The organism is Paenibacillus alvei DSM 29 (genome assembly GCF_000293805.1).
Classification (GTDB): Bacteria; Bacillota; Bacilli; order Paenibacillales; family Paenibacillaceae; genus Paenibacillus_B; species Paenibacillus_B alvei.
In genome coordinates this window covers 1-24,156 of the sequence record NZ_AMBZ01000005.1, presented here as the reverse complement: position 1 = coordinate 24,156, position 24,156 = coordinate 1, and the positions used below count along the sequence as shown (strand labels likewise).

Here is a 24,156-nt window from a genome sequence, read left to right as displayed (position 1 = left end):
CTGAAATTTTAAAAAGTTAAAAAGAACCGAACCTTTTCGGGTGAATGAGGCAATATAGGTTGTAAGCTTACCAAGGAGGGCCCTTTTTTCATGAAAGATATCAATATCGAGCACTGGATTGAACGGATGAAGGAAGGGGATTCGTCTGCGTTCCAAGTGATCTATGATTGGTCATTCCCCGAAATCTACCGCTCCGCTGTCTTTTTGATGACGGAAAAAAATGAGATAGAGGATGTCATGAACGAGATTTATTTTCAGCTGTGGCGATCCATCGGCAATTACGATGCGAATCGTCCCTTCCGATTTTGGATGCATGGCATTGTGCTGAAGCAAATACAAAAGTGGAGAACAAAAAGCTGGAGAAGGTTCCGAATCTTCGAGAAGAAGAGGCTCTTAGAGAGGGAAGAGCATCTGTTCACGGATCGCCAGATCTTGGAGGCCGAAACCCATCGGGAGATGTTGACCATGGTTCATCAACTATCCTACAAGCTTCGGGCGGTGATTATTCTGCGCTATTATCACGAATATACCTTCGATGAAATCGCTGAATTGCTGGACATTCCCGTGGGCACGGTCAAATCCAGGCATCATGCTGCACTAGGGAAGCTTCGCGAGCTCAGCCCGTATCTAGAATCAGCAAAGGAGCAGGAACTTTATGTCCATTGAACAACAACTGCGCGATAAGCTTCAGGATTGTGCGGAAGCAATGGAAAATCCATCTGACATGCAGAAGCGCATTCAAGAAGCTTCTTACGAGCGATATCGCAATGAAAAAAATAATGAAACATCAAAATCAAATCTGAACATTCGCATGGTAGCCTGTGTGCTTGCGGTTGTACTCCTCGCGCCAATTATCATTTATACCGGTCCTACTGTAGCGGCACAGATTCGCACCTTGCTCAATCTATCTGGGACAGAAGATGCGCGCAACTTCGTCACGAAGGATGCGGATTCAGATTATGTCATTACGAACTTATATGCGGATGAGATTAGCGGCAATAAGACGGCGCAAGAAGTGCTTGCGCGCATTTACCGTGGGTTCCCTGAGACGAAGAACTTCGACATCGCAAACGCGCAAATTACCAAGGGAATCAGGGCCGGTGAAAAGATCCATATCTTTAATATCATGTTAATGGAAAAAGGAAAGACATTTGCGGAGCCGCATCAAGAGATTGTAGTCAATGCTGATGTGGATACAGGGCAGATTCATTTTGTGCAAACGACTGGCTTAGAGCCATACGCTCCGCATGTTGCGAAATTGCAGGAATCGGAAGCGATTGCTATCGCCAATGCATTCTTGAAGCAATTGGATGTGCCTATTGATGGATATGAGCCTGAAGTGTCAGGAACCCAGCCAGGTAAAGCACAAGGAATCGGTCAATTCATCGTTATCTACAAGCGTGCAGAGGATGGCAAGAAGCTGTTCCAAGTGAACCTCCAAGATGGAGGCATAAGTGTAGCATTCTCCCCTTCAGATAAGTCATGAGGCGAAATCGTATCAGCAGAAGAGAGAGCATGGTGGCTCTAACGTTCTTGTTGCCGAGCGCCATTGGCTTTGCCTTGTTCTATCTCATTCCGTTTGGGATGGGGTTTGTCTACTCGGTATTGGATCGAACGGTTGGCGGTTCATTTGTTGGACTCTCGAATTATCAGGAACTGCTCAGCAGCGATTCCTTTCGCAAAGCCGCCTTGAATTCCTTCTGGTTCACGGCAATGAATGTCCCGCTAATGTTAGTGCTGTCACTTGGAATCGCGCTCGTGCTGAACCGAAATCTCTATCTGCGTCAATTTCTTCGAATGGCTTATGTCCTGCCGCTGGTCGTGCCCGTTGCCTCCGTCGTAATGGTGTGGCAAGTGCTGTTTGATTGGAATGGATCACTTAACGCCTGGATGCATGCTGCCGGGCTTGAACAAATAGATTGGATGAAATCGGACTGGGCGAGAGGCGTTATTTCCGTATTCTACCTATGGAAGCATATCGGCTACAACATCATCTTATTCCTTGCAGGACTGCAGAGCATCCCGCGAGATTACTATGAGACGGCTGAATTGGAGGGGGCGGGCAAGTGGTTTCAATGTTATGGAATTACACTTGTCTACTTGACCCCAACGATGGTCTTCGTCGTTCTGATGTCGATTATGAATACGTTCAAGATATTCCGCGAAACGTACCTGATCGCAGGAGATTACCCGCATGACAGCATCTATACACTTCAGCACTACATGAACAACATGTTCCTCGGGATGGATGTACAGAAGCTGTCTGCGGCTGCGACGCTTATGGTGATAGTTATCTTTATCATTGTGACGATTCTGCTTCGGATAGAAAAACGATTTACACAATTTATGGAATGATACGGGAGGGAGAATGAAGAACAGGGGGGCCATTCGGAACCTGTCGTTCACGCTAGTGATGGCATGCATCGGGCTCATCATGTTATTCCCAATTGTGATTACTTTCACAAATTCACTGATGACGGAGCATGAAATTCGCGGGAATTACGGTCTAGTGGGTCAAATGCCAGTCGTTACGCAAGGGGAGCCTGCTGTATTCGTGAATCTGAAGCTTATTCCGGATTGGCTGTCCTTCGAGCAGTACGGGAGAGTCTTGCTAGAAACGCCCACGTATTTGTTCATGCTATGGAATTCCATCGCGATGGTCGTGGCGATTATTGCGGGACAGACCGTTGTCAGTGCACTGGCTGCGTACGCATTTGCCAAGCTCCGGTTCAGAGGGAGAGAAGGCTGGTTTCGGGTGTACTTGCTGACGATGCTGATGCCTTTCCAAGTGACCTTGGTTCCGAATTATATTATTGCTGACAAGTTGGGACTGATGAATACAGCAAGCGCGATTATTTTGCCAGGGATATTCGCGGCATTCGGTGTGTTCATGCTGAGGCAATTTATGCTCTCGATTCCCTATGCGCTGGTTGAAGCGGCTCAGATGGATGGCGCGGGTCATTACCGCATTTTCTATCAGATTATGCTGCCTCTGATGAAGCCGGGGATTGCGGCGCTGATCGTCTTGCTGTTCGTCGATTACTGGAATATGGTCGAGCAGCCTTTGATTTTCCTGGAGGAAGCATTCAAGCAGCCATTATCGCTCTATTTATCCAGAATTCATAAGGAAGCCCAAGGCATCGGCTTTGCCGCGTCGATAATCTATATGACGCCCATGGTTCTCCTGTTTTTGTATGCGGAGTCTTATTTTATCGAAGGCATTCAAATGTCGGGGATCAAAGGGTAGCTCATGAGAGGAGGGATAGGATGGCTATAGGGTTCACAGCAGCGCTGGATGCAAGAAAAAACGAAAAATAGTATGGCTCTCCGGCCTGTTCTTCAGCTTGCTCCTTTTCCTTACCCTGGCGAGCAATACATTGCTGACGTTACATTTGCCGAAGGTGCGCACCGAACAAGGGAGGGAAGGAGCGCTAGTAACCACGTGGCGTGGTACGGCCCGATTAATACCTCGGCAGCATATCGATTTATCGAACAGGGCGGAGTGGTCAATCAAAAAGGTTTATGTAAAAGAGGGAGATCGTGTAGTTAAGGGGCAGACGTTAATCACCTATGAGAATCCTGCTGCTGTTCAGGAAATATTGGATGTACAGGCGGGCCTTGCAGGGCAGCGGCTAACATTAGTTGACTTGCAGGATGATTATATTGAAGCCGTACAAAATAACGACGGTATGCGAGCGCGCAGCACAAAGCGGGAGATAGAACGTGTGCGAATAGCTATAGGAGTTCAGGAGCGAAAAGTGACCACGATGCAGTCGGAGGCGAATGATCGTAGACGAATCATCGCGCCCTTTGACGGTGTTGTGACACAAGTACGTGCGACGCCGCAGCTTCCTTCAGGAAGCGGCGGCCCAGATGTTAGTGTAGCGAATAGGCAGCAAGGGTATCAATTCGAAATTGTCATCCCGGATGCCTTCGGCCGGGAATTGCGTACCGGGGAAAAGATACGCGTGCATATCGAGCATGAGGAGGCAAATGTTCCGGTTGAAGGGAGCATTACCGACATTCGACCGATGGCAGGCGTTGATGGAGGGGCTTCCCTCCAAGAGGAAGCAGAATGGAGTGCATCGCAGACAAATTCGAGTCAACGGGTCATTGTGAAGGTTCAACATCCGAATATTCAAGCGAATGAGCTCGTAAGCGTGGAATTGACACAAACGAAGAAGAGCGATGGCGGCATGCTCGTATCAAACCAAGCGATTCGTCAGGCAGGGAAGGACAGCTATGTGCTTATTATCGAAGAGCGTTCCGGCCCATTGGGCAATATTTTTATTGCTAGCAAGGTTTCCGTTCGATTAGGGGGGACGAATGGCCAAGAAACGCTGGTGCAAGGGGTATACGCGAAAGCCCAGATTATTGTCGAGAGCAGTGAGCCAGTAACAGATGGTCAACGTGTAAGGATCTAATGCGTTTGAGCGCGCAACGATCCCATGAAGAATGGAGAGGAGCGATTCAGGGTGAAAAAAAGGAGTGTACGCAGTCTGGTCGTTGCATTAACGATAGCGATGACATTGGCAGCATGTGCCGGCAAACAGGCTGGTGAGGCGAAGCAAGAAGAGCAGCAGGGACAGGACGGGAAGAAAGTCGTTGTCTTGTCCGTATTGGGAGCGGATCCTGTGTATGCTCAGGCTGAGAAAATGTATGAAGCGAAGCATCCCAATGTGGATATTCAAATCAAAGAATACAGCCTAGGGGGAGGCTCCAATCAAGAAGGAAGTGCCGAGAAGTATGTGAATACCACTACTACAGAGCTATTGTCCGGTAAAGGGGCCGATTTGATCGACTTGAATGTGAGCGGCCTGCCAATTGGGAAATACGTAGACAAGCAAGCGCTGGTGGACTTGAGCGAGCTGATGAAGCAGGATCCTGCCTTTGACTCTAATTCGTACGAGATGAACATTCTGGACGGGGCCAAGATGAGAGGAGGTCTCTATGCGCTGCCTCTGCGGTTTTCCTTGGACAGTCTTATGGGCGATGCGAAGGCAATTCAGCAATCCGGCGTCACATTCGATGACAACGCATGGACATGGGGAGAGTTTACGGAAGTAGGCAAACGTTTGGCAGCGTCCGGCGGGCACACGTATTCGCTGGGGAATACGCCGCCAGAGCGGATGTTGAACATTCTGTTCGCTGATAACTATGCTCGCGTTGTCAATGAGGAGCAGCGCCCAGCCAGCTTCGATGCCAATGCATTTGTCGGATTGATGGAGCAAGTGAAGACGATGTATGCAGATAAGGTAGCGACGGATGCGACAGTGAGCGCAGGAGATTACTTTTTTGCACCTAATTTGATTACTTCGCCGGAAGATTACTTCAGTACGCCAGCAATGTTCTATGAGCAAGGGAAGATTTATCGCAAGCCGCTCGCGGCTGGGCAACAGGCCGGCGGCACCTTCGTGACATCTAACAAATTAGGGATGAATCGGAATTCGAAGGTGCAGGCCGAAGCATGGGATTTCATGAAGTTCTTATTGTCTAAGGAAATACAGACCATGCCTGGACTGCGAGGGTTCTCTGTCAATAAAAAGGTAAACGAGCAGACGCTCAAGGCGCTTGAGGACAAAGGCACTGTCGAATCGCCAACGGGATCCGCAATCCAGATTCAGAAGGCAGACATTGACATGGTCAAGCAGATGCTGGCCGATGCGAACACCGCAATAATGGATAATTCGAAAGTTCAATCGATTATCGAGGAGGAAGCGAAGGCTTACTATAACGGTCAAAAATCGGCACAAGCGGTTTCGGATTTGATCGCAAACCGTGTGACGACCTATTTAAATGAATAGACACGGAAGGGGGGAGGCACAAATGCGAAGTGATAGGGATGGAAGCAGGTTGAAAAAGTGGATGGTTCTATTGGCACTTTCGGCAGCGGTCAGCATTTCTGCTTGCAGCTTCTCAGGCAGCGAGGAGAAGATTGCTGATGAGACCAAGAACGTCTCTTTGACTCCGCAGCAGGAGGAGAGTGAGCAAGGGAGAGCAGAACAAGAGAATAAGACTGCGGAAACGGAGGCTCCTGAGCAAGGAAGAATTCACGTGTTCTCGAATTTGATGTCACTGAAGCTCCCGCAGGGATTAGAGGCGCAAACGAATGAGACATCGAACTCGAAGCTTGTTTACACGGATAGCAGCAAGAAAGTTAAGCTTGAGATACAGCATGATCCAGAACAGCTCGTGACCGATGCTGGAATCGATGAGGGTCGAATAAAGATGAAGGGAATTTTGGAACAAGACAGTGGAGGAGAAAAGCTAGAGTGGTTGAAAAATGAAACGCTGCTCGTTCATGGGAAGCACATTGCAGTCAATGAAGTTATTATGCCTTCTCAGAAGGGAGACACTTATCGTCTCGTCGGCTGGGCGGAACTAAATGGGGCACATCTTGAAATTCAATTTAGCGCTCCAGCTATTGAGCAAGGGGAATGGCAGAAGGCCGTTCATGAAATGATTGAATCGATTCAGATGTAGAAAATCAAGAACAATGACAGATCTACAAGGCCTACTAATTTCATTGATGGAAATAAGATAAACGTTGTTCTTTATTTGGACATGAAAAATGCTCCCCTTACGGTTAACAGGTTTCACCTGTCTGTCGTTTGGGGAGCATATTATATCCCACCTACGGGCAGCCTTTTTCTGCACATGCTTAGCATTGCCTAGCTTCATCCATAAAAGCTTCGGGCTTATGCTGCCAGCTCCAGGGTTGTAAGAACAAGCGGGGCCATAGACTTGGTACCGCCCCTGCAGGATTTCTTAGGCCAATAACTAGATGACCTAAGTCGTGTTAGATTGCCACGACTAAAGCCGCTGCGTTCCTGTTCCTCGCTATACACCCCGTACCGAGCAAAAAGCATTTCGATAAGGATTGAGAGACGCAGCTAAAGCTTTAATTTTTAATCACAGGTCGTTTATCATTATGCAAAGTCTTGATGAACTTATCATCAATGTTGAGTGTCTCTTTGAGCAAATTAGGAGGCGTCTGTGACATCCATTGGTTCAGCGAGACATCTGCAAAGCGGTCGCTTTTGAACATCTCAAGGAAGATCAGCGGCTCTTCCCCCGTATTTTGGACATAGTGTCCATAAGCAAAAGGCACATATCCAACGTCCCCGGCTTGATAGTCAAAAGTGCGGGCATGTCCTTCCGAGGCAAATACAGTCATTCGGCCTTTGCCCTGAATGTAATACTGCCATTCCGCCGCATTAGGATGCCAATGCAGTTCGCGCATACCGCCCGGTTCGATTTCAACAAGGGCCGATGCAATGGTTTTTGCAGCCGTGAAGTTGGTGGAATCAGCAATGCGGACTTTGCCTCCATTTGTAATTATAGGTTCTTGGTTGAGTAAATGGTAACTGAAAGAATGCGCAACCCCGCCATTTGTTTGATGTGGGCGTTCCTTTGCAATGGGGCCCGGCACCGTTCCTTGAAACATATATCTTTCTTCTGGAGGAATATTCTTGAGAGCTTCTTCCGGTACGCCGAAATTGGCGCTTAATACATCTTTGGGTGTATGGGAGAACCAATCTGAAATAGCAAAGGTACTATTTTCAGAGAATGAACCGTCATCGAAAACCAGGAGGAATTCACAGCCTTCCTTAAGGCCGGTAATGGAATGGGGGATGCCTGATGGGAAATACCACAAATCACCTTCACTTACATCGTCAATGAATTCTCGCCCATTCTCATCAACAGCTGTAATGCGTGCTCTTCCGCCTAACATGTAGGCCCACTCGGCTTCTTTATGCCAATGAAGTTCACGGACACCCCCTGGAGTCAATCGCATATTCACAGCGGCAAGCGTCGTCGAGACCGGCAATTCGCGTACTGTCACTTCACGGGACCAGCCGCCGCGTTCAATACGAACATGGTATCAGAAAAAGAGAATTTCAAATTCGGAATTGTGCCTGAATCGGTTACCGGTGGAACAAGCAAATCCGGATTTTGAAGATCGCGTTCAATATTTCTTGGGCCTTCATCAGTTGCTCCTTGATCGCCTCTAATTGGTTGTGGAATCTTATTTTTCAGCTGTTCCATTGTAAACGTCTCCCTTCATTTCAGATGAACTGATTTGCTTTCGTGGAAAAACGAAAATGGGAACACCTCACAACAGGCGCAGTATTTAGATCCGGCGGCAACGGTAACTCCGAGACCAACGGCCTAAACAGGAGTGAACTGATTCCTTCGACGTTTCATCAATAAAAATTGATGCTTGAAATCAATCATTATGATGACCCCCCCCCTTTACTGGTTATTTATGCCAGATTCGTGGTGGCTGTCTCTATCATAGCAGAGGCAATATCAAATATCAAAACATGGTAGAATTGGTGAAAAAAACATATAGGACGGAAGGTTGCTAGCTGATGTAACAGATACGAACGTTATCAGCGGCGAGACTTCTTATTTTTCCATACGGACTCATTCCGTGTTAAGCTACATATAGTTTGGCGGAATCCGATTATAATAAAGGTTTGGCAGGTTTTGATGATTTAAAGGGGGATGCAGAAATGGCGGATTGTACGACTTCATTAACGAAGGGAGAAGGACTGGACAATATTTTATTGCTGGATCGCACGCAGCATCTGGAGGAGCCCGACATTTTGTATCCTTTTGCATTGGACGAGCTGCTGTGCAGACATACGGGCAAGGGAGGACCCGCTGTATGTCATCTGTGGCGTCATCCGCGAGGCTTTGTGATGGGGCTGCGCGACAGCAGACTGCCGCATGCCGCAGAAGCGCAGCAATGGCTGGAGTCGCTTGGCTACTCGACGGCTGTCCGCAGCACGGGCGGGGCTGCCGTACCGCTCGATTTGGGCGTTGTGAACATTTCATTGATCCTGCCAAAGGAAGGGCTGGGCGACAAATGCTTCCGCTCGGACTATGAGCGCATGTATCAGTTGATTAAGCTTGCTCTGCGGAACACGGGCTATACGGTCGACAAGGGTGAAATCGATGGCGCATACTGCCCTGGCGATTATGATCTCAGCATAGGCGGCATGAAATTTTGCGGCATTGCGCAGCGGCGTCAAGCTCATGCCTTTGTCGTGCAGGCATTCGTCATATGCGAAGGTTCGGGCAAAGTGAGCGCTGAGCTCGTCCGCTCCTTTTATGAGCGTGCTGCGTTGGGCGTGTTGCAAGCGGATCATCCTGTTGTGACGGAAGATAAGACAGGCAGTCTCGAAGAGCTGGCTTCGCTCGGCAGCAATGTTGGGATAGGGGCGGCGCAAGTCTTTATAGATGCTGTGAAGAAAGTAGTGCAGGAACGCCAGTCAGAGCGTTGTCTCGAACAAGCGGCTTCAGGATTGTGGCTCCCAGAGTCAGAGCAAGTGCATAACGTCATCCATACATTGCGTGAACGTTACGGAATCAAAGCTTGAGCGTAAATAGGTAAGAGTGGAATCCTCCACATCTAAGGAGACCATTTGGAAAAGGGGCGCAGGAATGGACATACGCAAATTGCATTACTTTATTGCTGTAGCGGAAGAGCTTTCATTTTAACCGTGCAGCGGAAAAATTGAATATGTCACAGCCTCCCCTCAGCCAACAAATTCAAGCTCTTGAAAAAGAAATTGGCTTAAAACGATTGGAACGCAATACCAGGCAAGTTCGTCTTACGCCTGCGGGCGGACTAATGATTGATCTTATACAAGCATTTCGGGGGAATTTCCCACAAATACAGCTTACTTTGCGTGAGATGACCTCTGCCCAGCAAGGGCAGGCTTTGCTCGATGGAACTATTCACATCGGATTTCTTCGCTCCATCGAGTGTGCAAAGCCTATTGATTATCGAACCTTCACCAGTGAATCTCTTATTGCCATACTTCCCGAACAGCATCCCTTGGCTAGTCAGCAGATTTTGTCCGTCAGCTCGTTAAAATTGGAGCCGTTCATCTTGCCTCCGCGTCATCTTGGCGTTCCTTTTCACGATCTCATCATGGGCTTTTGCGCACAACACGGCGTTTATCCGAATGTTGTACAGGAAGCGATTCAAATGTATACCATTGTAAATTTGGTGGCTGCGAATTTCGGCGTTTCCATCGCACCTTCTTCGGTTGCCGTATTCCAGCGCAGTGGTGTTGGATTCCGGCCATTTGAAGAAAGTGTACCGTCGGTTCCCCTTATTGCCGCTTGGAGAACCGATACGGATAAGGGGGCCTTGTCCGCCTTTCTTGAGACTATGGAAGACATAAGTCCAGCAGCTACAAATGAATAATCCGTGATTAGCCGGTTTTACCCGGATCGCGTTCAATAAGCCCGTCAAGTATAAGGTCGATTTGCTAATGTACACAAGCATGCGCTGTCTGATCGTCCACTTGCGCGCCGTGAGTAATCCAATTTCCCAAAGCAATCTCGCTTACGGATAATCCGCTTGTACCAAGCTTTCGCGAATTCATTCTAACCCCTCCTTTTCAGGTAACGGTTCGAGTATAGCAAGCTTATATTAATTGGTGAAATACTCATTATTTTGCGTATTGATTCGAAAATCCTATTAATATTCCAGATGTTCCTTATCATCGATCCGCTTGCGGAAGACGTAGTAGCTCCAAATTTGATATCCAAGCACAAACGGCAGAATTGTCAACGAGATATACGTCATCACCTTTAGCGAGTAAGCGCCGGAAGCGGCGTTCATAATCGTCAGATGGAACTGAGGGCTGATCGAGCTGACCATAACCCGCGGGAACAATCCAATGAACATGCTCACGGCTGATAGAATGATAACGGCACCCGTCATGGCGAACGCCAAGCCATCCCGTTCCCGTCTAATGAGCAACATGGCTAGAAGCAACGCGCAACCAGCTAACAGAGGCAGGATAATCCATACGCTGCCATGTACCGTATAAATATCGGTGCTGACATACGTCATCATGGCGAACAGCAGCAGGAGGACGACAACTGCCGGGCTGACATCGCGTGCTGCCTTCCGTGCCCGCTCCCGCAGCTCGCCAGTGGTTCGCAGTGTAATGAAGACGAGCCCGTGCAGGATGCACACCATGACTACGGCCACACCGCCAGCGAGGGAATATCCGTTCAGCAGATCAAGCACACTCCCGACCATTTCCTTGCTGCCGTCAATCGGCACACCGCGAATCATATTGGCAAATACGACGCCGAACAGGAACGGAGGCAGCAGACTCCCGATGAATATCGCGGCATCCCACGCTTTTTTCCAAGCGCCATAATCCATCTTACCTCGAAATTCGAATGCTACTCCGCGCGCGATAAGCGCCAACAGCAGCACGACGAATGGAATATAGAAGCCGCTGAACAACGTGGCATACCATTCTGGAAAGGCAGCGAACATAGCTCCTCCAGCCGTAATTAACCATACCTCGTTTGCGTCCCAATACGGGCCGATTGTGTTGATGATGATGCGCCGCTCATGATCCGTCTTCCCGAGGAACCTAGCGACCATGCCTACCCCGAAGTCAAATCCTTCAAGGAAGAAAAATCCGACGAATAAGATGGCAACGAGTATGAACCATAACTCATTTAGCGATAGCATGTGCTTCCTCCTTATCAAGTGGATCGTAATTCTTCATATCTTCTTCCTCCGGTTTTTCCATCTGCTCATCTTTACGAATTACCTTGACGAATAGAACAGCGTCGATAATGGCCAGTACCGCATAAATGGTCGTAAAAGCAATGAGTGAGAAGAGCAGCTCTTCCGCCGTAACGGTCGGCGATATGGCGTCCTCTGTGCGCATGACTCCGAACACAACCCACGGCTGACGACCCATCTCGGCCATAAGCCATCCCGCCGAATTGGCGAGGAACGGAAAGGCGATCATGCCGACCATCAGCTTCAAGAACCAGGGGCGCTGCTCTAGCATCTTTTTGCGGGAAAATAGGAGTCCGAGGATGCCGACAAGGCACATGAGCCCTCCTGCTACGACCATCATGCGGAAGCTCCAGAATGTCATTTTGACCGATGGAATATAATTTCCTGGTCCGTACTTCTGTTCATAGCGCGCTTGAATTTGATTCATCCCTTCCACGCTGCCGCTAAGCTTGTTATACGATAGCAGACTGAGCATATAGGGGACTTGGATATCGAACGAGTTCTCTTTCTTTTCCGTATCTATGTTGGCAAATAGAGTGAACGGTGCTGGATCCTCGCTTGTATCCCAGAGCGCCTCGGCTGCTGCCATCTTCATCGGCTGAAAAGCGAGCAGATGCTGCGCCTGTGCATGCCCAATGTAGGCAACGAGGACGGATGAAATCAAGGCAACGGTAATCGAGACACGGAACGAACGGCGGAACATGTCCGGATTGTGTCCACGCAGCAGCTTCCATGCACTGACGCCTGTCATAAAGAAGGCGCCGGTTGCGAATGCAGCGAATAGCGTATGCGGAAATTGCAGCCATAATTGCGGATTCGTAATAAGCGCAAAGAAGTCGCTCATCTCTGCCCGGCCGTTTTTGAATTCATATCCGACTGGCGCATGCATGAATGAGTTGGCCGTCAAGATCCAGAACGCGGACAATACGGTGCCGATCGAGACGATCCAAATGCAAGCGAGATGAACGCGCTTCGATAAGCGCTCCCAGCCGAACACCCACAAGCCAATGAAGGTGGATTCCATAAAGAAGGCGAGAAGCCCTTCAATGGCAAGCGATGGCCCGAACACGTCTCCGACGAAACGGGAATAATTGGACCAGTTCATCCCGAACTGGAACTCCTGCAAAATGCCGGTGACGACGCCGACTGCGAAGTTAATTAGAAATAATTTGCTCCAGAATAAGGCAGCTTGCTTGTAAATCTCCTTACCCTTGAGGACATAGAGCGTCTCCAATACAGCGATTAAAAACGCCAGTCCGATCGTCATCGGGACGAAGATGTAGTGGAATAGCGTTGTTGAAGCGAATTGAATTCGCGCGAGAATGACTTGATCCATAGAGGCCTCCTATTGGCAAAAAGCGATGTTCGTTCGTGTAGGATGGGTTGCGTGCTTGAAATAAACAATGTGAATAACTTCACGTTATGGGATGCTCTGTGTGCTGACAATGGTTGTCATCGGTTTGAATGTGTTGGGCAATTCATCTAAATATGATGTAGGTGCTGTAGGTGCATCGCAATAAGGTGCATCGCGATTTCCTGACTCATAGCGCTGTTATGCGGTATGAGTGGGCTGATTTAGATACATTCACATGTTCAGCCTTATCATAGAGCAGAGTGGATGGGATGTCGCCATCCATTTCAGCAGGGGGAGATCATCCATGTTCAAGAGACTGACACAGAGTTGACAATGTTTCGATGAAATCAAGCCATGGGGGAGCGGTGAGGGTAATGATATACTTAGTTAAATGTGATAAAAATCACAGACTACGAAAGCGAGAGGTGTATTTTCCATGTGGAAACCGGATCGCTCCAGCAAACAACCGCTTTATCAGCAGATTGCCGCATATATCGAGCGCAGCATTTATAACGGTGAATTTTCTCCGGGAAGCATCCTACCATCGGAACGTAAATTTGCCGAGCAAATACATGGATGGGCATTGAAAGGCTGTTGTAGAAGGGATAGAGGGAGGTTGGGAGGGGATTTTACCCACACATTACCCACAATGTGAACTAGTTAGGAGTTCATGACCTGCTCGAATCTGTCGGGGACAAGCTTTTTCTGCCCCTCTGTAACGTGTAGGTAAACCCGCCTGGTGAGCTCGTCGTTTTTATGTCCCAATCGTTCCTGGATTACTGCCAGTTGCTCTCCTGCCTCGGCCAAAAGAGTTACATGGGTGTGGCGTAGGCTGTGAGGGGTGAGAGTAGTTGGAAGCTCAGCAATTTTCAGCAGACGGGTAAATTGATCCTCTACCGTGTACGGTCTCGCTGGATACCCAGGGTATTTTGAGCTCCAGAACAGAAAGCCTCCGTTATAAATTACTTCGCCATCCTTTTCTTTCTGTTCTCTCCAAGCTAACTGATCTTTGATAGCTTTTATAGCAGTATCACCAATGCTTACTTTCCGGACGGAAGACTTGTTTTTAGGAGGCCCAAGTTTATAATTCTTGACACTGCCAGTAATGGTTAGTGTCTTTGTAACAGATATGTAGCGCTCTTCCTCATTAAAGTCACTCAATTTTAAAGCCAGTAACTCTCCAATCCGTAGCCCTGTATATGCTAGTAAGACGAATATCTTATATTCTTGAGAACTACCACGAAAGCGGACAATGTTCAGGAAATGCTTGAGTTGTGCTTTTTCGAGATATTTGGGCAGGATGTTTTCTCCTGCTTCGATTTCTTCTACTGTCTGCTTATAAACAGGAACTTGGGCTGCTTCTGTTGGGTCGGTAGTAATGATTTTTTTTAAGACAGCATCGCTAAAAATCATACATGCGTCAACATGGTATTTCTTTAGAGTCCCTTCCTTTCGTCCGATTTTTTTCAACTTATTAAGCCATTGCTGATAATCATCATTAGTAGTATCTTTGACTCTAGTATGCTCCCCGAGATATTTTTTTAATGAGCTTATAGTTGTCTTTTTGCCTCGAAGGGTGTATTCCGCGGGTTCTTTTTCAATAGTGTAGTTCTCAAGCCAACGCTCCGCCCATACTCCTAGAGTGATATTCTTCTCATCGACTAGTTTCCCTCGCTGCTTGTCCGCCTCAATAAGAATTCCAGCATTGTATGCTTCTTTTGCGGTTGCGTAGGATTTTGTTTCCTTTTGCTTGCGTTTTTTCCTTCCATTAACGATAACCTCTACGCTGTAGCGGTAAGTATAACGGCCGTTCCGCTCGCGAACCCCAGGCGGTAGCTTCTTCTTCTTTTCCTTTGGCATTGTAACTATTCTCCTTTCATAGAACGAATGTTCTGTTCTGTGTGTATGGTAAACAGCCTTGCGGCTGGGAAGCGCGGAAGGTTTTTAGAATGCCCCATTATAGTAAGGGGCCATTTCCATAGGGATTTCTAAACGACAAAAATAGTTTTCTATAGATTCGCCATCAAGTATCGCCTCTGTCGCTGTAAGCAATTCCACCGTAAATACATTAGCCTGCCGTTCATACTTGGACGACATGAAAAAAGTGCTGTTATCAGTAAAGAAACGATTTACACCTCGATGCAGAACATCATGCCCCAATTCATGTGCACACACGACGCGCTGCCATATCTCGCAGAGTCTATTGTTGATAACAATATATCGTTGCCGAAACTTGGTGTAATACATTCCGTAGGTTGAGTCCCCCAAATCCTCAAACACAAGAATAATCCCCCTTCGCTTTGCCAATGCGAAAGGGCAGTTTGTTTTGTACCTCTGTAGTAGCCTTCTGATGGCGCGGTTCATAGTTCCAGACTCACTCCAGACTATCTATTTTCGTCTGATTTCTTTTTATAGCGCTTGTTTGTAAACTTCTCCTTACTTCTTTTTTTAGCGTCCCAGAAAAGAACTTCTAAAACCTGCATGACTTTTTCTCTATCTTCATCTTCAATCGGAACACCGTCAAACATTAAACCCGTGTCTTCCTCAAGCATTTTTTGAAATCCCGTTTATCCTTGGCGTTGGCCCATTCTGGGATTGTTGCACTTTCCGCTGGTTCATAACCAAGCAAGTATTCCGGTTTCACGTCATAAAACTCGGCCAGTTTTTTCAACATTTCTAAGCGAGGTTTGGCAATGTTTTGCTCCCAAGAGTTATATCGCGGTCTCTTTATGCCTAACCTGTTGGCTACTTCATACTGGGAAAGCCCCTTTTCTTCCCTAAGACGAACTAGTTTTTCTCCAAGAGTCATCATTCATCTATCCTCCAAAAAAAAATTATCCACCACCCCTTGACGGATAAAAATATTATCCGGTATAATCGACTTATCGAAAGGAGGGAAGCGAATGGCAGAGAAGCGCCCTTACTTTGCGAAGTGTCGCAAGTCAAAAGGAACTCAAGCACAAGTTGCTTCAGAAAACGGAATCTCAACAGTGTACCTTCGCATGATTGAGAATGGAACTTTCACTCCTGGCAGGGACCTGATGTTCCAACTCTCAACGTATTTTGATGAGCCAGTTGAGATGTTATTTCCCGACTATTTTGAACAGTCTAGGGATAAGTCTGTCCAAAAAGTGATAAATTAATTATCTATAATGCATTATAGATAATAATATTTATCCAGTCAATGGGTATGGATATTTTTTTAACATTATTGGATAAAAAATTATCCAAAGGGAGGCAATTATGAAAGTTAAAAAGGAATGTTTACTTAGAATGGCTGAAAGGGCTGGCACCTCGATAGTATTCCATCCACAAAATCCTGCTTGGGTAAAAGAGCCGGGGGATGTCAGTTGGAAGAGATGGAGACAGCTTTATAAAAAAATGGATTCGAGAATGCGGTATGCACAAAAGAAAGAAAGGAAGAGACGGGCAAATGAATCAACTGGCATTAATCGAAAGCAAGACACTGCGGGAATCAGTCATTGACCGTACAGACGTATTGGACAAGGTGAAGAAGTTGGCCATGTTGCCGGACGACATGAACGTAAGCATAGACATGGCAGCGGAGTATTACGAAGTAGGCAAAGAAGCAATAAATTCTTGTATCAAAGATAACAGAAGTGAATTGGAGTCTGACGGGTTACGGGTATTGATGGGAAATGAACTGAAGTCCTACAAGGACATGGGTTTAATTGGAAAAACAGCATCGGCCTTCACTGTCATCCCACGGCGGGCAGTCCTCCGCATCGGAATGCTCTTACGGGACAGCATCATTGCGCAGACAGTAAGGAGCTACCTACTGGATGCAGAGCAGTCCCACCCGGCTAGGGAAACAGTCGATACGCTGCACTTCCGGAAGGAGATGATGTTCCTTGAGGCAGCCGCCAATATACTCCGGCTGCCGGAAAGCGGGAAACTGAAGCTGATGGGCGACTTTGCTAAAGTGCATCATCTCAACGTCCCATTACCTGCCTATGCGGTCAATGAGGATGTCACGGAATCGGCTACGGTTTTACTGAAAAAGCACGGTGCACCGTTTGGGGCCGCCAAGTTCAACACCTTATTAATTCAGCGTGGCTTGTTGGAAGAGAGGGAACGGCCATCAAGCAATGGCAGAGTCAAGACATTTAAATCGTTGACCGATGACGGATTGATTTATGGGAAGAACATCATTAGCCCGGTTAACCCGCGAGAGACTCAACCGCACTACTATGCGAGCAAGTTTGACGATCTGTTACAGCTCATTAGCGCATCATGAGAGGAGGTATGCACAGTGACAGAGCTACCGACAAGCTTACCGGCCGTCCTTAAACTCAAGGACGTTGCAGCGTATTTTCAGCGCAGCACATGGACGATACGGCGACGGTCTAAAAACGGAGATATCCGCTTTTACAAAGAAGGTCAGGAGTATCGTTACCGCCGTGAATGGGTGCTTGACTATGAACGGCAGTTAATTGAAAAAGGAACTACACCATGAACTTACATAATGTCAAAGAGATACGTCGTACTGAGAAAGTGGATGATGGTTGCAGCTATGAGTCGAAACAAGATTACGAAAACAGCTCTTGTGAACATCGCTGAACGAGCTAATGCATCAATAGAGTTCAACTCAAACAATGCAGTTTGGGCAAGAGAATGTGGCGATTTGAAATGGTGTAAATGGCGAACATTGTATCAAAGATTAAATTCAAGATTACGTTACAAAAGAAAGAAAGGAGATAAACCAGCATGAACCAATTACAAGTGTTCCAGTATGTAGGTAATGAAGTCAGAACAGTAATCAAGGATGGTTCACCCTGGTTTGTTTTGAAGGATGTTGTTCAGGTGTTGGGATTAAGCAACAGCCGCATGGTAAAAGAGCGCTTGGGAGATGACGTAAGTTCAACTTACACCATCCCAGATTCACTAGGAAGACCGCAAGAAACAACAATCATTAATGAAGATGGTTTGTATGATGTGATATTGGAAAGCCGTAAACCAGAAGCAAGAGCCTTTAGAAAATGGATTACAGGTGACGTTATCCCAACCATCAGAAAGACAGGCGGATATGTAGCAAATGAGGATCTATTCATTAGCACATATCTACCGCATGCAGATGATCAAACGAAGCTGATATTTAAGGCAACACTTGAAACGGTACGGAAGGCAAATGAGCAGATTTCAGTCATGCAGCCTAAAGCAGATTACTTTGATGCATTGGTTGACCGCAACTTGCTTACCAACTTCCGTGACACCGCGAAGGAGATTCATGTCAAGGAACGCGAGTTCATCAACTGGCTTCTGGAACGTGGTTATGTTTACCGCGATCCAAAAGGGAAGCTCAAGCCATATGCACAACATGTGCCTGCACTCTTTGAACTCAAGGAATGGGAGCGGAACGGCAAAGCAGATGTACAGCCGTTGATTACTCCGAAGGGACGAGAAACATTCCGGTTACTTCTTCAGAAAGCAGCAGGTTAATTAAGAAAGGGGATATAAACATGGAGGTTTTAGAGAAACGAGCTCGCCGAATGTTTTACCTAGTGATTGCTGGTCTGACTTTATCCTTAACTTTTAACGTTTGGGACGGTATCGAAAAAAACAAGCTCAACCAGCAGTATGCACAACTGATTGAGCAACGAGAGAAATTGAATCAAAAGTATGAAGAATTGAACAAGCAATACGAATACCAAATCAAACAAGGTAATCACATAAACGAAGAAACTGAAATAAACACCAAGCGAGCGCGAGATCTTTTAAGTAGCCTCACTGATCTTCGGAATGACTTGTATTTTCAGAAGGTAAAAAAGAACGCAACTCAGTGAATATCGAAGAGATAAGGTCTTCGAGTACATTGTCTGATTCCTTATTGGGTGAAGATTTTGCGCCATTAGCCTGCGTCACTTCACGATGATGACGTTCTGCCTGCTCCATACGTTCGATATGATGTCTCTCTGCTTGTTCAATTTGAATCTGGTGTAATTTTTGAGCTTCTATGCTGCTTTCATCGGCGATTCGCTGATTGTGTAACATGCTAAGAACAGTAAGGATGATGCCAATAACACTTAAAAATTGCCCGATATCCATTTTCTTATTAGATGATGGTGAGTTGATGTCGAATGCAGTTGTTTGGATAATTTCTTCTTTAATATCTGGTAGTTCTACTTCCACTGATTGAATCAAGTCTTTCAGTTTTGAAGATAAGGAATCAGTTATGAAAAGATGACTATAATCTTGTTCCCGAATGAAGTCGGCAACAGCTTCCCATTCCTTTGCTACAGGAAGAAGAGTATCGGAGACTTTAGATAATGCCAAATAATTTGCTTCCATAGCAGTAGCCAAAGCTGAAGTAGCAGGTCTAAGAGCCTCTCTTAATCTGTTTTGTTGTTCTAATAATCTTGTCAAAGTAGGCGTTAAGTCGTGATTTAATCTTTCAATCGTATTAATCATTTCAAAAATATCATGTTTCAAATAAACTACCATCCCTTCAATGGTGTCTGGACAACTCTATTGTATAGGGAAGAGAAACTATATTAAAGCCAAATATAGGAAAGGTGGATGACAAATGAAACGAAGTGTAGGCAAGAAGACAGTCGTAAGCTTGCTTGGTGTAACTGTAGCGACTCTCGTAAGTCGTTCGGAATATCTGGTCAACTTGAAAGATTCTATTGTTGATCAGTGGCAGAAGGTGGCGGTAAGAATGGACAAGCTGCTAGCAACCGGCAACCGCTGCCGCGGAGATGTGGGGGTGCTGGCATGACAGAGATTGCAATGCAAAGAGTCGAATCAATCCGTCATTTGAATCAATTGAAAATGATGCGGAACGCGCCAGGACTCCTTGAAGCAGCATACGATTGGCTGTCGATGGAGATTGCACAGATGGAACGTGAAATCTTCGGGAGAGAGTTGTCATGAGGCCAACTTGTGGATGCGGGAAGCCGGCAGAATACCTTTGCTACGAAGATGAACAGCCGCATTGCGAGGCATGCATGAAAGAAGCAATAGAATGTTCGGTTTATATCATGGTTCGTAAACCTTTAGATTGGAGTGAATGGAATGAGACTCGCGGTAAGAATCTCGTATTCTGAGGACTTAGACGCACAACGATGCTTAACGGCAGCAGGAGGGAATATGGTATTGCCAGCAGGAAAGCCGCCGCAGTTCCATTTTCCAACGAAAGAACATTATTCCGAGTATTGCAAATTGCTTCGAGAATCAAAGGTACAAAAGTAAATTAGCCGCGGGGTAGGAGCCGCAGCTAAACAATTACTTGAACAAATATAATTACGTGCATTATATCACAAAATCGGGAGGATGCAACATGCGTTTATATGACTTGGCTGACCAATACAATGATTTGCTTGAACTCGCTCAAGACGGTGGAGAAGGTGTTGACTACTCTGAAATGCTGGAGGGAATGGAAGGAGCTATCGGAGAGAAGTTGGACGGCTACTGTAAAGTAGTTCGCTCACTCGAAGCAGAGGCCGATGCATTAAAAGCCGAAGCGCTGCGCCTATCTCAACGCAAGACGTCTATTGAAAATAACGTAGCACGCATGAAGGATGCCATGAAGTGGGGCATGATTCGCATCGGAATGGACAAACATAAAAGCCCATTGTTCAGCGTGTCGATTACGAAGCCCCGTGACCGTGTAGAGGTTACGAATGTGCTGGCAGTGCCATCTGAATATGTTAAACAACCAGAACCAACCGTTGATAAAAAGGCCGTAATGGATGCATTGAAAGGCGGGGTCGCAATTCCAGGCGTAACGATTGTTCAGGGCGAAAGTGGGCTGATGATTCGATGAGTAAAGCGCAACTCTATCAAAAAATGAGTGCTGTTATGCAGAAGGTAGATTATCTGCAGAAAGATGATCGAGTTGAGTTCGGTAATACGAAATACAACGCAATCACCGAGGAAAAGGTCACATCAACCGTACGTGATGCATTGATAGAGCAGGGGTTAGTAATCTTTCCCTTTGAACAGGCACATAGCAAGGAAGGCAATCTCACAACCGTAGACGTGAAGTATAAGATCGTTGACACGGAAACGGGCGAGTACGAGGTTATCGTTTCTTCTGGCACTGGCGCCGACACACAGGATAAGGGCGTTGGAAAGGCCATGACATATGCATACAAATATCTGTTGCTACGAACGTTTGCTATCCCTACAGGTGAAGATCCGGATAAGACGAGCAGCGCGGAACTTGATGCACAAGCACAACAGCAAAAACGGCCGGCGGGGGCAAGTAAGAAAAATCAATCATCACCACCACCGGAAGGTCTGAAGATCAAGCCGAGCTTAGAAGCAAAATACAAGCACATTCACGGGAACACGGATGGTCTGGCTGACTTTGTTAAAGATCACGGCGCTGATTCTGAAAAGGTGCTTACAGCAATGATCCAAGAAATGAAAGGGTGATGCAAGATGTTGAACCGAGTGATATTAATTGGACGACTTACAAAAGATCCAGAGTTGCGCTATACATCGGGTGGAGTTGCAACTACATCATTTACGCTTGCGGTTGATAGACAATTCCAAACGAATGGACAGAAGGAAGCAGATTTTATTCCTGTTGTTACATGGAGGCAAACAGCAGAGGCTTGCGCCAATTACTTGCACAAAGGGCGACTAACAGCGGTTGAAGGTCGGATACAGGTACGAAATTACGAAAACAATGAAGGCCGTCGAATCTATGTGACTGAGGTTGTTGCTGATAATGTTCGCTTCCTGGAACATTCAACACGAGATGGAGAAGTGCCAACAGTAGATAACCGTGATCCATTCCATAATGACGGGAAACCGATCGATATTCACGATGATGATTTACCATTCTGACGATGAAAGATCAAATACCACAGTATATTCAAGAAATTAAACGTCTCAGGCTCGAAGCAGATGAGTATGACGACGAATCGCCGGGCGGACTCATGCAACGAATAACTTTATTGACTCAAGCCCATACATTGATAGGGCGCGTATCAGCTCATATGGACGGCCAGTATAAGCGTAAATATGCAGAACGTAAGAACACATTTGCTGCAGTAAAAGCGGCGGCAGGGCGTGGAGATAAGACGACTCAGGCAGAGCTTGCGACAATGGAGTTGCGCGAACAGGAAGCTGAAGCATTTGAACGTATGCACCTTTGGAGAAATGAGTTTAAATCACTGACGGAACAACTTCATGAGCTTCGGTTACGGCTTCGAATTGATTTAAACATCGGCATAGGAGGCGGATAAACATATGACGTTGCCTTTTAATCCGCAACCAAAAAGCAAAGCGACTAAGAGTACACGTATAAAGCAAACGCAGAAGCAGATGGGTGATATAAGCCCGTCTGTGGATGCGGAATTGAAAGATAGATCGAAAGGTATATGTGAAATGTGCGGCAAGGCGTGGGCGACCGAGAGAGCGCATTTAACCGGACGGAAGCAACTTGAATGGAAGACTAAAGTCACGGACTTATTGCACCTTTGCACGGCATGCCATGACTGGCTGGATGAAACTCAAGAGGGAATACGATTCCGAAAATTGATAGCGAACGTCATTAACACGGTGCTAGAGAGAAGGTGAGACGATGGCACGACCGCGGAAGGAGGGGCTGGAGTACTTCCCCCTTGACGTAGATATTGCGGGGGATGACAAATTGGTTGTTCCTATAGCGAAGTATGGGAACCGAGGTTTCGGCCTAATTATCCGCCTACTAATGGCGATTTATAAGAACGGTTATTACTACCCTTGGACAGAGAAAGAGAAGTATTCATTTTCGATGAAGGTTAATGAAGACATTAACTATGTTCAAGAGGTAGTTTCTGAGTGCATAAACTGGGGTTTCTTCGACAGAAACATGTCAGAAACGTATCAAATACTTACATCACAAGGTATTCAGAAGCGTTTTTTGATGGCTGCAAACAGGCGAATTGGTACTTTGATCAAGCAAGAATATTCACTTGTCGATGATCAAAAAGTAGTTTCTGCAACAGAAACCCCAGTTAATGATGACGATAACACAGATTTATGCAGCAATATGAGTACAGAAAGTACACAAAGTAAAGTAAAGGAAAGTAAAAAGAAATTAAATAAAAATAAAAGAGATAAAGAACAGAAAAACAAATACGCTGACTTCGTCTCTATGACTGAATCGGAATATAACAAACTTGTTGAGAAATATGGCGAAGAAAAAGCTAAGCGAATGATCGAGATTTTGGACAACTACAAAGGTTCCAAAGGCAAGACATACAAGAATGATTACCGAGCCATTTTGACATGGGTAGTAGAAAAGGTCGAAGAGGAGGAAGCAAAACGCAATGGAATTAGACCAGTTGGACATTTCGGAGGCGGACAAGCACCTAATTCGGCAAACAATGCAGGTCACAAAACGGCGCGATATAGTCAAGCCTCGACGCTCACCGCTAAACGAGATGATGGACGAGATGGAGCAAGGGTATCGGACAACGACCTCTTTGTTCGCAGATGACCAGTATATCGGGACATACTGCTGTCTGAAGTGTAGGAAGGAAATGCGGCGCACACTCGTACCATTACGGAATCAATGGGTTATAGCAACAGCATGCAAGTGCAAGGTAGCTGAGATGGAACGGGAAGAGAAGGAGCGAGAGAGGAAAGCGCGGCGAACGAATATGGAACGTGCCTACTCTAAGAACATTATGAATGAGGATCTAAAGAATGCCTCTTTCAACAGCTTTCAAGATCGAGAAGGATCAGAATCAGTCAAGCAGGCGGCAATTGAGTTTGTAGCAGGTTTCGAAACAAGGAAAACGGGATTGATGCTTTTTGGTACACCAGGCAATGGAAAGAGTCACTTGGCAGCAGCTATCCACCATGAATTAGACAAGCAAGGGTATGTGTGTCTGTTCTTGGATGTGTCACAGTTGTTCAATCTTGCAAAAGACACATTCAATAGTTCAGTGAAAACGACCTTAACGGACATAATCACTGGGGCCGTCCAGTGTGACTTACTTACACTCGATGAGATAGGCAGCGGATATCTAACTGAATATGAGTTCAATGACATTCTGTTCCCTATCATCAATGGCCGGCAGGGAAAACCGACGAACTATACAACGAATCTCGATTTGGCACGGCTTGAACAATGGTTCAAAGCGGACAAGTACAACAAGCCAGTTGATCCAGACGGGCGGCTATACGATCGGATACTAGGAAGCACAGACATTTACGAGAATAGAGCATCTTCAAAACGGCGCGAGGACGCTATACAACGTTTGCA

General features: G+C 46.4%; 32 protein-coding genes and 1 pseudogene. 25 read left to right on the top strand and 8 right to left on the bottom strand.

The window, feature by feature from the left end; all coding sequences use genetic code 11:
• The first annotated feature begins 90 nt into the window (after positions 1-90).
• The 7 genes from PAV_RS17015 to PAV_RS16985 all read left to right on the top strand — a co-directional run bounded on the left by PAV_RS17015 (position 91) and on the right by PAV_RS16985 (position 6,483).
• Positions 91-666, top strand: coding sequence for a sigma-70 family RNA polymerase sigma factor (locus PAV_RS17015; protein ID WP_005548403.1), 576 nt, complete (start codon positions 91-93; stop codon positions 664-666).
• A complete protein-coding gene (locus PAV_RS17010) occupies positions 656-1,486 on the top strand; it encodes a hypothetical protein (protein WP_005548401.1) in 831 nt (276 codons plus the stop codon). Before PAV_RS17015 ends, PAV_RS17010 begins: the two co-directional genes overlap by 11 nt.
• 29 nt (positions 1,487-1,515) lie before the next feature.
• The gene (locus PAV_RS17005) at positions 1,516-2,355 is read left to right on the top strand and encodes a carbohydrate ABC transporter permease (RefSeq protein WP_005548399.1); all 840 of its coding nucleotides are present in this window, start codon (positions 1,516-1,518) and stop codon (positions 2,353-2,355) included.
• A gap of 13 nt (positions 2,356-2,368) precedes the next feature.
• Complete coding sequence (locus PAV_RS17000) at positions 2,369-3,247, top strand: carbohydrate ABC transporter permease (RefSeq protein WP_005548397.1); 879 nt, start codon at positions 2,369-2,371, stop codon at positions 3,245-3,247.
• Positions 3,248-3,377: 130 nt separating this feature from the next.
• Positions 3,378-4,424 (top strand): efflux RND transporter periplasmic adaptor subunit, encoded by a 1,047-nt coding sequence (locus tag PAV_RS16995; RefSeq protein WP_005548395.1) that lies wholly within the window; start codon positions 3,378-3,380, stop codon positions 4,422-4,424.
• 51 nt (positions 4,425-4,475) lie between these two features.
• Positions 4,476-5,804, top strand: coding sequence for an ABC transporter substrate-binding protein (locus tag PAV_RS16990; RefSeq protein ID WP_005548393.1), 1,329 nt, complete (start codon positions 4,476-4,478; stop codon positions 5,802-5,804).
• A 22-nt stretch (positions 5,805-5,826) separates the two neighbouring features.
• The gene (locus tag PAV_RS16985; RefSeq protein ID WP_005548392.1) at positions 5,827-6,483 is read left to right on the top strand and encodes a hypothetical protein; all 657 of its coding nucleotides are present in this window, start codon (positions 5,827-5,829) and stop codon (positions 6,481-6,483) included.
• Positions 6,484-6,901: 418 nt separating this feature from the next.
• On the opposite strand, the pseudogene PAV_RS16980 reads toward PAV_RS16985, so the two are convergent.
• Positions 6,902-8,049, bottom strand: a pseudogene (locus PAV_RS16980) (oxalate decarboxylase family bicupin).
• A 470-nt stretch (positions 8,050-8,519) separates the two neighbouring features.
• On the opposite strand from PAV_RS16980, the gene PAV_RS16975 reads away from it, so the two are divergent.
• Both PAV_RS16975 and PAV_RS16970 read left to right on the top strand, forming a co-directional pair.
• Complete coding sequence (locus tag PAV_RS16975) at positions 8,520-9,389, top strand: lipoate--protein ligase family protein (RefSeq protein WP_005548386.1); 870 nt, start codon at positions 8,520-8,522, stop codon at positions 9,387-9,389.
• 143 nt (positions 9,390-9,532) lie between these two features.
• Positions 9,533-10,225 carry a LysR family transcriptional regulator gene (locus PAV_RS16970; RefSeq protein WP_005548385.1) on the top strand — a complete coding sequence of 231 codons (693 nt, stop codon included), beginning with the start codon at positions 9,533-9,535 and terminating at the stop codon, positions 10,223-10,225.
• 276 nt (positions 10,226-10,501) lie between these two features.
• On the opposite strand, the gene cydB is transcribed toward PAV_RS16970, so the two are convergent.
• Positions 10,502-11,518, bottom strand: coding sequence for a cytochrome d ubiquinol oxidase subunit II (cydB, locus tag PAV_RS16965; protein WP_005548382.1), 1,017 nt, complete (start codon positions 11,516-11,518; stop codon positions 10,502-10,504).
• Entirely contained in the window at positions 11,502-12,911 is a 1,410-nt protein-coding gene (locus PAV_RS16960) for a cytochrome ubiquinol oxidase subunit I (protein ID WP_005548380.1), read from the bottom strand. The genes cydB and PAV_RS16960 overlap by 17 nt, the downstream gene beginning before the upstream one ends.
• Before the next feature lie 454 nt (positions 12,912-13,365).
• Between PAV_RS16960 and PAV_RS37675 the strand changes: the two genes are divergently transcribed.
• On the top strand, positions 13,366-13,584 hold the full coding sequence (locus tag PAV_RS37675; RefSeq protein ID WP_005548378.1) for a GntR family transcriptional regulator: 219 nt from the start codon (positions 13,366-13,368) through the stop codon (positions 13,582-13,584).
• 5 nt (positions 13,585-13,589) lie between these two features.
• Here PAV_RS37675 and PAV_RS33545 read toward each other — a convergent pair whose 3' ends face one another.
• The 4 genes from PAV_RS33545 to PAV_RS16945 all read right to left on the bottom strand — a co-directional run bounded on the left by PAV_RS33545 (position 13,590) and on the right by PAV_RS16945 (position 15,741).
• Positions 13,590-14,789 (bottom strand): tyrosine-type recombinase/integrase, encoded by a 1,200-nt coding sequence (locus tag PAV_RS33545; RefSeq protein ID WP_005548376.1) that lies wholly within the window; start codon positions 14,787-14,789, stop codon positions 13,590-13,592.
• Between the two features lie 84 nt (positions 14,790-14,873).
• Positions 14,874-15,293, bottom strand: coding sequence for an ImmA/IrrE family metallo-endopeptidase (locus PAV_RS16950; protein WP_040736112.1), 420 nt, complete (start codon positions 15,291-15,293; stop codon positions 14,874-14,876).
• Between the two features lie 20 nt (positions 15,294-15,313).
• Complete coding sequence (locus PAV_RS36250) at positions 15,314-15,457, bottom strand: hypothetical protein (protein WP_238555848.1); 144 nt, start codon at positions 15,455-15,457, stop codon at positions 15,314-15,316.
• Positions 15,457-15,741, bottom strand: a complete 285-nt coding sequence (locus PAV_RS16945) for a helix-turn-helix domain-containing protein (protein WP_005548370.1) — start codon at positions 15,739-15,741, stop codon at positions 15,457-15,459. The genes PAV_RS36250 and PAV_RS16945 overlap by 1 nt, the downstream gene beginning before the upstream one ends.
• A 91-nt stretch (positions 15,742-15,832) precedes the next feature.
• Here PAV_RS16945 and PAV_RS16935 point away from each other — a divergent pair, with 91 nt between their 5' ends.
• The 5 genes from PAV_RS16935 (at position 15,833) to PAV_RS16915 (ending at position 18,733) form a co-directional block, all read left to right on the top strand.
• On the top strand, positions 15,833-16,072 hold the full coding sequence (locus tag PAV_RS16935) for a helix-turn-helix transcriptional regulator (RefSeq protein ID WP_005548369.1): 240 nt from the start codon (positions 15,833-15,835) through the stop codon (positions 16,070-16,072).
• Positions 16,073-16,272: 200 nt separating this feature from the next.
• A complete protein-coding gene (locus PAV_RS32470) occupies positions 16,273-17,187 on the top strand; it encodes a hypothetical protein (RefSeq protein WP_157266934.1) in 915 nt (304 codons plus the stop codon).
• Positions 17,188-17,202: 15 nt separating this feature from the next.
• Positions 17,203-17,406 (top strand): MerR family transcriptional regulator, encoded by a 204-nt coding sequence (locus PAV_RS16925; protein ID WP_005548362.1) that lies wholly within the window; start codon positions 17,203-17,205, stop codon positions 17,404-17,406.
• 251 nt (positions 17,407-17,657) lie between these two features.
• On the top strand, positions 17,658-18,389 hold the full coding sequence (locus PAV_RS16920; RefSeq protein ID WP_005548359.1) for a phage antirepressor Ant: 732 nt from the start codon (positions 17,658-17,660) through the stop codon (positions 18,387-18,389).
• A 20-nt stretch (positions 18,390-18,409) separates the two neighbouring features.
• Complete coding sequence (locus PAV_RS16915) at positions 18,410-18,733, top strand: hypothetical protein (RefSeq protein ID WP_005548357.1); 324 nt, start codon at positions 18,410-18,412, stop codon at positions 18,731-18,733.
• On the opposite strand, the gene PAV_RS16910 is transcribed toward PAV_RS16915, so the two are convergent.
• A complete protein-coding gene (locus PAV_RS16910; protein WP_005548355.1) occupies positions 18,675-19,379 on the bottom strand; it encodes a hypothetical protein in 705 nt (234 codons plus the stop codon). The genes PAV_RS16915 and PAV_RS16910 overlap by 59 nt on opposite strands.
• Positions 19,380-19,473: 94 nt before the next feature.
• Between PAV_RS16910 and PAV_RS16905 the strand changes: the two genes are divergently transcribed.
• The 10 genes from PAV_RS16905 to PAV_RS36240 all read left to right on the top strand — a co-directional run.
• Positions 19,474-19,668 carry a hypothetical protein gene (locus PAV_RS16905; protein ID WP_005548352.1) on the top strand — a complete coding sequence of 65 codons (195 nt, stop codon included), beginning with the start codon at positions 19,474-19,476 and terminating at the stop codon, positions 19,666-19,668.
• Complete coding sequence (locus PAV_RS34735; protein ID WP_005548350.1) at positions 19,665-19,823, top strand: hypothetical protein; 159 nt, start codon at positions 19,665-19,667, stop codon at positions 19,821-19,823. The genes PAV_RS16905 and PAV_RS34735 overlap by 4 nt, the downstream gene beginning before the upstream one ends.
• Positions 19,820-19,996, top strand: a complete 177-nt coding sequence (locus tag PAV_RS35325) for a hypothetical protein (protein ID WP_005548349.1) — start codon at positions 19,820-19,822, stop codon at positions 19,994-19,996. The genes PAV_RS34735 and PAV_RS35325 overlap by 4 nt, the downstream gene beginning before the upstream one ends.
• Before the next feature lie 233 nt (positions 19,997-20,229).
• The gene (locus PAV_RS16900) at positions 20,230-20,715 is read left to right on the top strand and encodes a siphovirus Gp157 family protein (protein ID WP_005548346.1); all 486 of its coding nucleotides are present in this window, start codon (positions 20,230-20,232) and stop codon (positions 20,713-20,715) included.
• Positions 20,712-21,329 (top strand): ERF family protein, encoded by a 618-nt coding sequence (locus tag PAV_RS32465; RefSeq protein ID WP_005548344.1) that lies wholly within the window; start codon positions 20,712-20,714, stop codon positions 21,327-21,329. Before PAV_RS16900 ends, PAV_RS32465 begins: the two co-directional genes overlap by 4 nt.
• Before the next feature lie 6 nt (positions 21,330-21,335).
• Positions 21,336-21,746 (top strand): single-stranded DNA-binding protein, encoded by a 411-nt coding sequence (gene ssb, locus PAV_RS16890; RefSeq protein WP_005548343.1) that lies wholly within the window; start codon positions 21,336-21,338, stop codon positions 21,744-21,746.
• A 2-nt stretch (positions 21,747-21,748) separates the two neighbouring features.
• A complete protein-coding gene (locus PAV_RS16885) occupies positions 21,749-22,147 on the top strand; it encodes a hypothetical protein (protein WP_005548342.1) in 399 nt (132 codons plus the stop codon).
• 4 nt (positions 22,148-22,151) lie between these two features.
• The gene (locus PAV_RS16880) at positions 22,152-22,481 is read left to right on the top strand and encodes a hypothetical protein (RefSeq protein WP_005548341.1); all 330 of its coding nucleotides are present in this window, start codon (positions 22,152-22,154) and stop codon (positions 22,479-22,481) included.
• 4 nt (positions 22,482-22,485) lie between these two features.
• Positions 22,486-23,385, top strand: coding sequence for a DUF4373 domain-containing protein (locus PAV_RS36245; protein WP_005548340.1), 900 nt, complete (start codon positions 22,486-22,488; stop codon positions 23,383-23,385).
• Positions 23,273-24,156 (top strand): ATP-binding protein (locus PAV_RS36240; protein ID WP_338010908.1); only part of this gene is annotated, 884 nt, incomplete at its 3' end. The genes PAV_RS36245 and PAV_RS36240, both read left to right, overlap by 113 nt.